Consider the following 10897-nt stretch of genomic DNA (forward strand, 5'->3'; position numbering starts at 1 on the left):
GACGCTGTATGCAATATGGGAGGCTATCCCGATTACAATGTACTCCGTTACTTATGATGTAAACGGAGGAACAGGATCAGCACCAGCTGGAACAGAAAAAGAAGCTGGTGAAGGCTTCACGGTTGCAGGTCATGAAACAATGACAGCACCTGAGGGTAAACAGTTTAAAGTGTGGAATACAAATGCAGACGGTTCAGGTGATGGCTATGTAGCAGGTTCAGAAGTAACAATGCCAGCAAACAATCTAACACTGTATGCAATATGGGCTACTGATGAAGTACAACCAGAATTCCGCAATGTTACAGTTAAATATTTTGAAAGAGACACTAACACGGAACTTTCAAAACCTATACAAACCTCAGGTGAAGTAGGTAAAACAATTACTCTCACTGCGAAATCAATTTCTGGTTACACTCCTATCGAGCAGAGTACTCAATATCAAGTAACCAATGGAGAAATTCAGGAGCATATTTTCTACTACACGAAAAATATTGAAGTACCAGTAATGCGCCCAATTTCTATTCTTTATCTTGAGAATGGCACAAATCAAGAATTAGCGTCATCTACACAAACTCAAGGTGAAGTTGGAAAAAGCATTACGCTTACAGCTAAAGCTATTACAGGTTACACGCCTATTCAATCTAATGCTTCCTATTTGGTAACAGATGCTGCACAACAAAGCTACACATTCTACTACACGTTAAACCCAACTAGACCTAATCCAGACGATAACGGCGGATCAACGCCAAGCACAGGTGGAAGCAACAACGTAACGCCATTGCCACCGTTACCTCCACTGCCGCCAGTACCGCCGAAGTTAGAGAAGGATCTACACTTTGACTATGTAGCAGGTTATCCAGATGGCACAATTAGACCAGAGAATAACATCAGTCGTGAAGAAGTAGCTACAATCTTCTACAGATTGATGGAAGACAACAGCCGTAAGGAATTCTTATCAACGAATCAATCTTTCACTGATGTAGAGAATGCTCGTTGGTCGAATAAGTATATCGCGACAATGGCTAAAGCAGGTGTCATTAGCGGTTATCCAGATCTCATTTTCAAACCAGACACACCGATCACAAGAGCTGAATTTGCAACAACCGCATCGAAGTTCGATAAGCTCGATGAGCGTGATAACGATTCATTTACAGACATCTCAGGACACTGGGCTGAGAAATATATTGCATCCGCTGCGAACAAAGGTTGGATCAAAGGCTACGCAGACAAGACTTTCAAACCTGATCAGTACATCACGCGCGCTGAAGCAATGGCATTCATTAATAGCGTATTAAATCGTAAAGTGAAAAAAGAAGGTCTAGATACTCACGCGAAGAAATGGCCAGACAACACAGAAGATAAATGGTATTACCTCGATGTGTTAGAAGCTACTAACAACCACGACTACAAGCGTGAAGATAAGACTTCCGAAGCTTGGAAGAACGTGAAACCAGATCGTGTTTATCCTTAAGTAAATAAAAAAGAAGTTCCTCTAACCACTACGGTTCATGAGGAACTTCTTTTTTTGTTATTACTTGTTAAATAGCTTGTCCAGAAAATCATAAGTCAGAGGCATATCTTTCTTCAAATCTTCACGAGTTGCTTTACTATACAAATACAATGTAGCTGTTTCTGCAAAATATTCAGTTGGATAAGCACTTACATAACCATCATCTTTGTAATTAATTTCTGCTTCTTTCTTGAAAATCTCATTAAACTCTTTACTTGCACTTATTTCTCCAAGCGCCATGCGATCTACAGCATGTAATGTTTCATGTAGTTCTAAGTTCTGGCTGTTATGCCCGTTATGTTTATCACTGTATCCAATACGAACAATAACGTTATTTGTGCTAACACCAGGTATATCATCCCAAGTAAGTCCTGTTTGTTCCCAACCTCTTGGTGTAACCCCTTTGTACTGAGCAAATTCAGGTTCTTCTGTAATTTTGCCGTTAACAAGCTTGATTCTAACCGATTTTTCTTTTAAGTTTTGTAAAAATTTCGCTGGGATCTTAGCGAGTCTCTCTTTCATATGTTCTGTTTCTTGGGTGTCGTAATGGTCAGCTGGTAATTTCACAATATCATTAACAAGAGCGAATGCTTCAGTTTGGGCACTTACAGGCTTTACAGCTGTAACGCTACTTAGTAATACCGCAGCAGCAAATAGTGCAATAAGTGTACGTTTCATAAAAGAAAACCTCCCGAAATATGCTAGATTAATAGATTAATCTTCGCCGAACGGAAGGTTTGTATTACGTATGCACGTAAATCTTCCATACCGGCAACTGGCTGGCATAGCGGATAACCGCTTTAGCCCCTATAGCTTTGCGTCTCCATTTTTCAATGGATTTGCCTTTATCAATATGAGGGTCGAGCAATAGAAAAACCCCTCTTTACCTAGTAAAGAAGGGTTGTCATAACGAATCATCGTTAAGAAGCTTCAGTACCGGTAACTGGCTGACATTGCGATGAATCGCTTTAGTCCCTATAGCTTTGCGTCGCCACTTTTAAGTGGGTTTGCCTTTATCAATATGATAAATATGTAATTTGGAAAATCTTTGAATCTATTAATAGATTAATACTTGATTAATAGAAAGTCAATCCTTCTATTCTGTATTTTCGAAAAATTAATAGGTATATGTGATCATTTTTAAACAAACGAATGTGTAACGATATAGGGTCGAATGAACTAGAGTTAGGATTAATGACGATTAACCCGATTATTAGCATAGTGCTAATCCATGTAATTGTGGGTTAAAGCAACAATTTATAAGTCCCACAATAGGTCTTATTTAGGATATGTTCGACAAGTTTATCAGAAAAAAAAGTATTTTCAATTATCGACAAAAAATTACAGTTGCAATATAATGGGTAGTACCTCACGATATTTAGTCCTGGTTCTTAGGTAATTGGAATCAACACGTGATAACAATAGTTCTAGTAAAAAGGGGGCATTTAGACCAACAATACGATAGTTATATTGGAGTATCATCAGTCCGGCACAGTCGTATGAGAGTGTCTGAGCAAGATAAATAAGGGGGCAATTTATAAATTATTTATTAATCATGTAGAAGAGTTATCTATACATATTCTCAAAGAAGAAATACACATATTGCGTGATGCAACGGAAGCATCGACGTTTATTTCAAATTTGTTTTTAGATCATTCGATCAGTAGAACTTATTATCAAATTTACCCGTATAAGGGTTTCTATTGTTATATTCAAATTGGTTTATTTTTTCCTGTAATTGAAACTGAGGAGAAACAATATGCAGCTATCTTTATTGAAAGAAAATGTAGTATATCACTGCGTTTTACCTGAGAAGAAGACTGGACAGTATTGGATCACGCAATCCAATCGTCTTGGTTATGAAGAACGGGTCATTAGCGTGGAAGGTGTAGAAGGTGAATGGCTGCTAAAGTCTAACAGAAATGCGATTATCCTAGATCAGAACAGCAAGAAGATTGCTGAATTAAGGATAGACGCAATGACGATTACCCACATCCATTTAAAGAAAACGAACGAAGTCGTTATTCTTTTTGCTGAGCCGATAACGGAAGATCGAAAAAATTATCAAAAGCTTTTTTTACCGCAAGAAGGTTTGTTCAAAATCGGCCGAGTGAACGGCTGCGAGCTACAGTATGGGAATCGCTATGTTTCCTCTGTACATGCTGAGATGTTCGTTACCCCTACATCACTCATGATTCGAGATCAGAATAGCTCTAATGGAACGTTCGTTAACGGGAAACGTGTAGTCGAACAGATGTTGAAGCCTGGAGATATGATTTATATTATTGGCCTTAAGATCATTGTCGGTAATGGATTTATTGCAATTAACAATCCTGATGGACAAGTCGAGTACAACAGTAACGTGTTTAAGCTCTTAGTGAAGAATAAGCCTAAAATTCAAGAAGAACTGGATGATTTCGAGGAAGAAATAGCAGAAGGTGATAAGTTCTACCGTTCACCACGATTTAAGCGTGATATTGAGAAGATGGAGCTCAAGATCGACCCTCCACCTGCTAAGGGCAACATGGAGCAAACACCACTCATGCTCATGTTAGGTCCATCCATCACAATGGGAATGGCATCCCTCTTTACTGCTCTATATTCTGTGCAAAATGCACTTCAGAACAAAGGGAACATCATGAGTGCTGCACCAACATTAGTCATGTCCCTCAGTATGCTGATTGGCTCGATCTTATGGCCAATACTCGCAAGAAGGTATGAGAAGAGGAAACATATTCGAAATGAGCGTATCCGCCAAGAAAAGTACAAGATCTATATCGAAGATGTACGACAGGAAATTGCTAGTACAAGCGAATATCAGAAGCAGATTTTACATGAGAATCACGTAACAATTGACAACTGCGTATCAAGAATTAAGCATCTTAAACGTAATCTATGGGAACGTACATACAGGCAAGATGATTTTTTGAAAATCAGTCTGGGAATAGGAAACTTACCACTTGCAGCTGACATCAAATTTCCTGAAAAAAGATTTTCTCTGGACGATGATCACTTGCAGGAGCAGCTGTATTCACTGGCACAAGAGCCAAAGACGTTGGAGCAGGTTCCAATCTCATTGTCATTGCTTGACGACTGGGTCAGCGGAATGATCGGAAGAAGACCACTCGTCATTGATGAGGCAAGAGGACTGATCTTACAGCTTACAGCATTACATAGCTATGATGAGCTCAAACTTGTGTTTTTGTACGATAAGAAAGAGGCCGATACATGGGAATTTGTTAAGTGGTTGCCTCATGTATGGAGCAATGATAAATCGATCCGTTTTATTGCTACAGAGCCAAGTGAGGTTAAGGAACTTTCGGTCTATTTAGAGAGGGAGATTGCCAAACGAGAGCATATTTCATCAGATGAAGAGTTAAGGGAAGTTACACCCTATTATGTGATCTTCGCTATCGACAAAAGTCTGTCAGATAAGGCGGAGATGATGAATGTTCTCCTTAAGAAGAAAGAGCATCGCGGCTTTAGTCTCATTCACTTGTACGATGAGTTAAAAAATTTGCCTAAAGAGTGCTCCATGGTTGTTGAATATAACGGAGATGTATCGAAGATATATGACAAAGATGACATATCAGGGAAACATATTGCCTTCGAGCCGACGTTATTTTCACGAGAAAGCGAGCTGGATCTCGCAGTACAGATGGCGAATATTCAGTTGGATACTACAGGTGCCTCATATGCATTACCGAATATGCTAACGTTCCTGGATATGTTTGAGGTTAGCAAGGTTGAACATCTTAATGCACTTACGCGCTGGAAGGATAACGATCCAACTCTGTCACTAGAGACGCCAATTGGTGTAATGACAACAGGAGAACGATTCTTCCTGGACTTACATGAGAAGTATCACGGGCCGCATGGCTTGATCGCTGGTATGACGGGATCAGGTAAAAGTGAGTTTATTATGACGTTTATCCTCTCGTTAGCGGTTAACTATCATCCGCATGAGGTTGCTTTTATTCTGATCGATTATAAAGGCGGTGGGATGGCCAATGCCTTTACGACTTTGCCGCATCTGGCAGGTACAATTACGAATCTTGACGGTGCTGCTGTAAAGCGCTCCCTAGTTTCAATCCAAAGTGAGCTAAAACGTAGACAAGCTATTTTTAGCGATACGAGCAAGATGTTAAATATAAGTAATCTTGATATTTATAAGTATCAAAAATTGTTCCGCGATGGTCAGGTAACAGAACCACTGCAGCATCTATTTATTATTTCTGATGAGTTTGCTGAACTCAAAACACAGCAGCCTGAGTTTATGGCGCAGCTTGTGAGTGCCGCACGTATTGGTAGAAGCTTAGGCGTGCACTTAATTTTAGCAACCCAGAAACCATCAGGCGTTGTTGATGATCAAATCTGGAGTAATAGCAAGTTCCGTATCTGTCTGAAAGTACAAGAGCGTGCAGATAGTATGGATGTTATCAAACGACCAGATGCAGCAGAGCTATCGGTTACAGGACGGTTTTTCGTACAAGTTGGCTTTAATGAGCTGTTTGAGTTAGGCCAATCCGCATGGGGCGGCGCTCCCTATTATCCTTCTGACCGCATAGAGTTGAATAAGGATGAAAGCATCACGGTCATTGATAATTTAGGGCGTGTCGTCAAGCAGTTAAAGATAGATAAGCGCAAGAAACAATTTGCAAATCCGACGAAACAACTTGATGAAGTGAATAACTACTTGGCAGCAATCGCCAAAGAAGAAAACATTAAGATCAGATCCCTATGGCTTGAACCGATTTCTGAGTTTATCTATTTGGGTGATGTGAGAGGGGAACTTCAGGAGAGTAATCAAGTCAAGGGTGAGCTAAATCCAGTGATTGGTAAATTTGATGATCCCGAGAATCAGAGCCAATTCCCGATGACATTCCCTTTAACCAGAGAAGGAAATGCGATCATCTACGGTGCAGCTGGAAGCGGAAAGACAACGTTCTTGTCCACATTGTTCTATTCACTTATTGAAGAGTATACGCCGTCTGAGCTTAATCTGTACGTTCTTGATTTCGGTTCTGAGACGATGCGGGCATTTAGCGAAGCGCCTCACGTAGGGGATGTTCTTTTATCGCATGAGACAGAGAAAGTTAACAATCTCTTAAAGATGCTCTACAAAGAAGTTGAGGAGCGTAAGAAACTATTTGCTGATTACGGTGGGGATTACCATTCTTATATAAGAATGGCCCAAACTGATATGGCTGCAATCGTCGTTGCTATCCATAATTACTCTGCATTTACGGAGCTATATGAGGATAAAGAGGAACAGATCGCTTATTTAACACGAGAAGGAGTAAAGTACGGCATTTATTTCATTCTTACAACTTTAAGTACAAGCGCTGTGCGATTTAGATTGTTACAGAACTTCAAACAGTTGTACGTACTTCAACTTAATGATGTGAATGATTATTCAAGTGTGCTAGGTAATGTGGAGGGTGTGTATCCTTCCAAGTTCAAGGGAAGAGGTATCATGAAGACCGATCGGGTCTACGAATTCCAGATTGCCCATGTACATGAGGACATCGAGCAGAGATTTGATCATATACGAAAGAATTGCAGTAAGCTGTCAGAAAGTTGGACAGGATTACGTGCGAGAAGAATTCCAATATTACCTGATGTCATTGATATCTCCTTCTTCATTAACGAGTTGAAGCAAAACTCGACTCGGAAGATTCCAATAGGTGTTGAGAAACAAAGTTTGTTACCTGCTTGGTTTAATTTTGAACAGCAATATGTAGGGCTTGTATTATCGCAAAATAATGACAATACAAGTTTTGTTCAGGGTCTAGCTGAGGTTATAGCTGTGAGAGCGAATACGGAATTAATGGTGTTAGATCCAGACATGAAGTTCGCTCCAGACGACTCCAAAACTTATAAGCTGTTTAGAACCCAAGCGGAGCTCGATCAAGTTGTTGTTGATTTATTCAGCACCTTAGTCAGTCGAAACAATGCGTATAAGGATGCTATTGCAGCGGGGGAACCTGCTCCAACCTTTGAGAGGTTAACTTGTATCATTCACTCGTTCTCGAGTTTATTCTCAAGTTTATCTGATGACTCCAAGGATAAGCTAAAGGTATTGCTTGAGAAAGGTGAAGTGATGTATCAGGTGAATTTCATTCTTTGTGAACGTGTTTCTTCTCTATCCTCTATATCATTTGAGAACTGGTTTAAAGCGAAGGTGTCCTTAAATGATGGTATTTGGCTAGGTAATGGAATATCTGATCAATATCAGTTGAAAGTTGGCAAACTGACTTCTCCAATGTACGAGGAGATTGGAGATGGATTCGGTTATACAGTTACGAATGGAAAGACCGTTCTGATTAAGCTGTTAACATCGACCATGTATCCGATGGAGGAACAATAATGATGGATAAAATTCTTGTTGAGGTATATACACCTGCGATTAATCAAGCTTATGACGTATATATACCACTAACCTTAAAGCTTTATGAGGTTGAGATTTTATTAACGAATGCGATAGCTGATTTATCGAATGGTTACTTCGCAGCATCCAGAGACACCGTTATTTGTAATAGAGAAACGGGAACGATCTTGGATATTGACATGTCAGCTCAAGAGTTAGGGCTTCATAATGGCTCTAGGCTGATGTTAATATAAAAAATTTATTTTTGAGAGGGGATTCAATTATTTATGGCAAGAAAGATTGTTGTAGATCCAGCAAAATTAGAAACTGTAGCGAAGACCATGGATGGTCATTCGGCCGAGTACCAACGTTTGTATGATCAATTATTTAATGAAGTTAAGAATATGGGGAACGCTTGGAAAGGTCAAGATAATGTGGCCTATACAACACAAATTGAGGGTTTCAGAGATGATTTTGACAATATGAAAAAATTAATGGAACAGTACTCTGGATTTCTAAAGCAAAGCGCAACCACATACAAAGAAACACAAACAGATATCGTAAGCGCAGCTAAAAGATTGACAAACTAAAATTATATTGTGAAGGAGGCTCATACATATGTCTATTGAAGGGATCAGTATATCATTCGCCGAGGTAACCAATACGGCTTCTACAATTACTACTTTAAACGGAAACTTAACTACAAAGCTAGAGGATATAAAGAAGGAAATGAACAGCTTAACGAACTCCTGGGAAAGTGATGCTTCAAGAACGATTCAAGAAAAATTCAATGCACTTGCTGCAAAATTCGTGGATTATAAAAAAATAATTGATGAGTATTCAAAATTCTTAAATACAACAGTTTCAAACTATGATTCAGCTGAAACTACTATTAATAATAACGCAAGTCAATTTAAATAAGTTTACACATGTATTGAGGGCTGCAGGTTATTCTGCGGCTCTCCATACCATTTCAAGAAGGGAAGTTTACTAACTTTGAAAAAAAGAATTATTTTACATATATTCATGATTATATCGATGTTAGGAGTGTCGGGATGCATGTTTGCACCTAAAGAGTACAGGGTTAATAAGATGTTGGATTATTTAGAGGATAAGTATGGTGAGAAGTTTGTGGAGGAGTATTTTGAACCGGGGGGTATGATTTATCCTGGTAAGTCTGAGGGTGATAGTATGATGGTTTATCCAGAAAAAAATAAAGAACTACCGTTTAATGTACATAAAAATATGAAGAAATCAGGGTATAACGATAATTATGTGTCTGCAAGCTTAAGCTACCAATTTACTGAAAAATATAAGTCTGGTGTTGAAAAATTAGATAATAGAGAGAAGGCCATAAAATTCTTTTTTGCATTATCAAACCGACCGCATGATCCAAGTACAATTAATACACCAATCGATGATTTTGCAAAGGATATGAGCTATGAGGGGGAAATTGAGTTATTCGTAGCAGTAAGCGCAGAAAGTGATCAAGATTACAAGAAAGATGCAAAGTTCTTACGTGATTTATATTCCTATATGCTGAAAATAACAAACAGAAATTTCCTGATTTCGGTAGCATACGTACAGAAAAACAAATTTCAGCCAGCAAAAGACTTAATACGGATATCACATACAACCAATTTTGCATGGACTTGGATGGGTGATGGTTTTATGCGTGATATAACTTTTAAGGGTGACCGTACTGTACAGAATATAGGTTATTTCGAAGATATGGTTGGAAGGTGATGACAACGTATGTCAATCAATATGAATGACTTAAGCAACGAGGAAAGATATTTTTTATCGAAATTATCTTATATTGATTTAAAAAATGTAATTACTAACACATATTCTGTAAGCTACACGATACCTGAAATATTATTTTATGCTACTAAATTGGACTCTAATGAAGATAAGCTTGATGAAATTAACTCTCTTATAGAAACATATGATTCTTTTATAAAAAATAATAGAACAACATTAAGCGATGTAAGGCTGATTGGATACGAAAATCATAATACGAAGGGAAGCCCAACCGTACATGATAAGACCGGTTTCGTTGGTTATGCCTTAGAAGACAGTAATGGGAATAGAGGGGTGCTTTTCCGAGGAAGTGAAATTTATGCATCGTTAAACCTAATAGATTGGGTAGATTGGCCTGATAATATACGGTCAATGTTAACAGGTACTTCCACGCAAATCGAGCAAGCGAACGCATTCTTCGATAAGTACAAGATTGAGGGAGGAACAAATTCACTTTATGGACACTCCAAAGGGAGTAACCTTGCAACAGAAGTATTCCTCGATAATTTAGATATGGACATTTACGCGTACTCTGTAAATGGACAACCGGTGTTCTGGAATGATCTAACAGAAAGGAAGAAAACTGCACTTAGAAGTGAACGTTATATGTTCGTTGTACAAAAAGGAGATGTAGTGAGTGCTGGCGGCAATGTAGATTATGCAGATGTAGTTGTAGGTCTCAAAGAGACTTCAGGGTTCCACATCCAATTCTTATATGCACATTCTCTAGAGAGTGTGGAATTTGATGCGGATGGAAATTTCAAATCTTCAAGAAAACCCAACATCGAGGATCGAGAGCTCTCTAATAAATTATATTCTTGGATTAATAGTGTGATCAAGATGAAGGAAACTTACTATTTATTCGCTGAGAGTGTGAGAGCAACTTATGTCGCAGTATCGCAAGAGGCATACGAGGCTGTGAAATTTATTAAGGATAAATGTATCGAGCTCGCTTCTAAATTGGAAAATTGGACACGAGAGACAATTGAAAGGGTGAATGTGTGGTTTGATCAGGTCGCTCAAAAGGCGAAACTTTATTTCCAAGAGATGAAAGACTGGTTCTTCGGCCGTGATACATCAACGCCAATGGAGCCCCACATTTCCGTCAATATTGGTAGGCTGCAAGAATATGCGCAAAGATTAATGTCCATTCGAAGACAAGTAAGTGAAGTGAATGAACGAATAGAAGACTTGTATTTCAGAGTGGGGTTCTC

Annotated in this window: 8 protein-coding genes and 2 riboswitches; of the genes, 7 read left to right on the forward strand and 1 reads right to left on the reverse strand. The window is 38.8% G+C overall.

Going from position 1 to position 10897, the window contains the following annotated elements:
* Nucleotides 1–1471: S-layer homology domain-containing protein (locus tag NV379_RS13390; RefSeq protein ID WP_258207825.1), on the forward strand; the 1471-nt coding region annotated here is incomplete at its 5' end.
* 60 nt (nucleotides 1472–1531) lie between these two features.
* On the opposite strand, the gene NV379_RS13395 is transcribed toward NV379_RS13390, so the two are convergent.
* Entirely contained in the window at nucleotides 1532–2188 is a 657-nt protein-coding gene (locus NV379_RS13395; RefSeq protein ID WP_258207826.1) for an anthrax toxin lethal factor-related metalloendopeptidase, read from the reverse strand.
* A gap of 89 nt (nucleotides 2189–2277) precedes the next feature.
* A riboswitch (cyclic di-GMP riboswitch) is annotated at nucleotides 2278–2364 on the reverse strand.
* An 81-nt stretch (nucleotides 2365–2445) separates the two neighbouring features.
* Nucleotides 2446–2532, reverse strand: a riboswitch (cyclic di-GMP riboswitch).
* Between the two features lie 737 nt (nucleotides 2533–3269).
* Between NV379_RS13395 and essC the strand changes: the two genes are divergently transcribed.
* From essC to NV379_RS13425, 6 genes are all read left to right on the forward strand, one after another.
* Nucleotides 3270–7880 (forward strand): type VII secretion protein EssC, encoded by a 4611-nt coding sequence (gene essC, locus NV379_RS13400; protein ID WP_258207827.1) that lies wholly within the window; start codon nucleotides 3270–3272, stop codon nucleotides 7878–7880.
* Nucleotides 7880–8134, forward strand: a complete 255-nt coding sequence (locus tag NV379_RS13405; protein WP_258207828.1) for a methyltransferase — start codon at nucleotides 7880–7882, stop codon at nucleotides 8132–8134. Before essC ends, NV379_RS13405 begins: the two co-directional genes overlap by 1 nt.
* A gap of 33 nt (nucleotides 8135–8167) precedes the next feature.
* The gene (locus NV379_RS13410; protein WP_258207829.1) at nucleotides 8168–8470 is read left to right on the forward strand and encodes a WXG100 family type VII secretion target; all 303 of its coding nucleotides are present in this window, start codon (nucleotides 8168–8170) and stop codon (nucleotides 8468–8470) included.
* 28 nt (nucleotides 8471–8498) lie between these two features.
* Nucleotides 8499–8801, forward strand: a complete 303-nt coding sequence (locus tag NV379_RS13415; RefSeq protein ID WP_258207830.1) for a pore-forming ESAT-6 family protein — start codon at nucleotides 8499–8501, stop codon at nucleotides 8799–8801.
* A gap of 138 nt (nucleotides 8802–8939) precedes the next feature.
* The gene (locus NV379_RS13420; RefSeq protein WP_258207831.1) at nucleotides 8940–9626 is read left to right on the forward strand and encodes a hypothetical protein; all 687 of its coding nucleotides are present in this window, start codon (nucleotides 8940–8942) and stop codon (nucleotides 9624–9626) included.
* A gap of 429 nt (nucleotides 9627–10055) precedes the next feature.
* Nucleotides 10056–10897: hypothetical protein (locus NV379_RS13425; RefSeq protein ID WP_258207832.1), on the forward strand; the 842-nt coding region annotated here is incomplete at its 3' end.

Origin of the sequence: Paenibacillus radicibacter (assembly GCF_024721995.1) — a bacterium.
GTDB lineage: Bacteria > Bacillota > Bacilli > Paenibacillales > NBRC-103111 > Paenibacillus_AM > Paenibacillus_AM radicibacter.

Coding starts and splice junctions, on each gene's coding strand:
- NV379_RS13395 (WP_258207826.1), bottom strand. CDS start 2,188: ATGAAACGTACACTTATTGCACTATTTGCTGCTGCGGTATTACTAAGT.
- essC (WP_258207827.1), top strand. CDS start 3,270: ATGCAGCTATCTTTATTGAAAGAAAATGTAGTATATCACTGCGTTTTA.
- NV379_RS13405 (WP_258207828.1), top strand. CDS start 7,880: ATGATGGATAAAATTCTTGTTGAGGTATATACACCTGCGATTAATCAA.
- NV379_RS13410 (WP_258207829.1), top strand. CDS start 8,168: ATGGCAAGAAAGATTGTTGTAGATCCAGCAAAATTAGAAACTGTAGCG.
- NV379_RS13415 (WP_258207830.1), top strand. CDS start 8,499: ATGTCTATTGAAGGGATCAGTATATCATTCGCCGAGGTAACCAATACG.
- NV379_RS13420 (WP_258207831.1), top strand. CDS start 8,940: ATGTTTGCACCTAAAGAGTACAGGGTTAATAAGATGTTGGATTATTTA.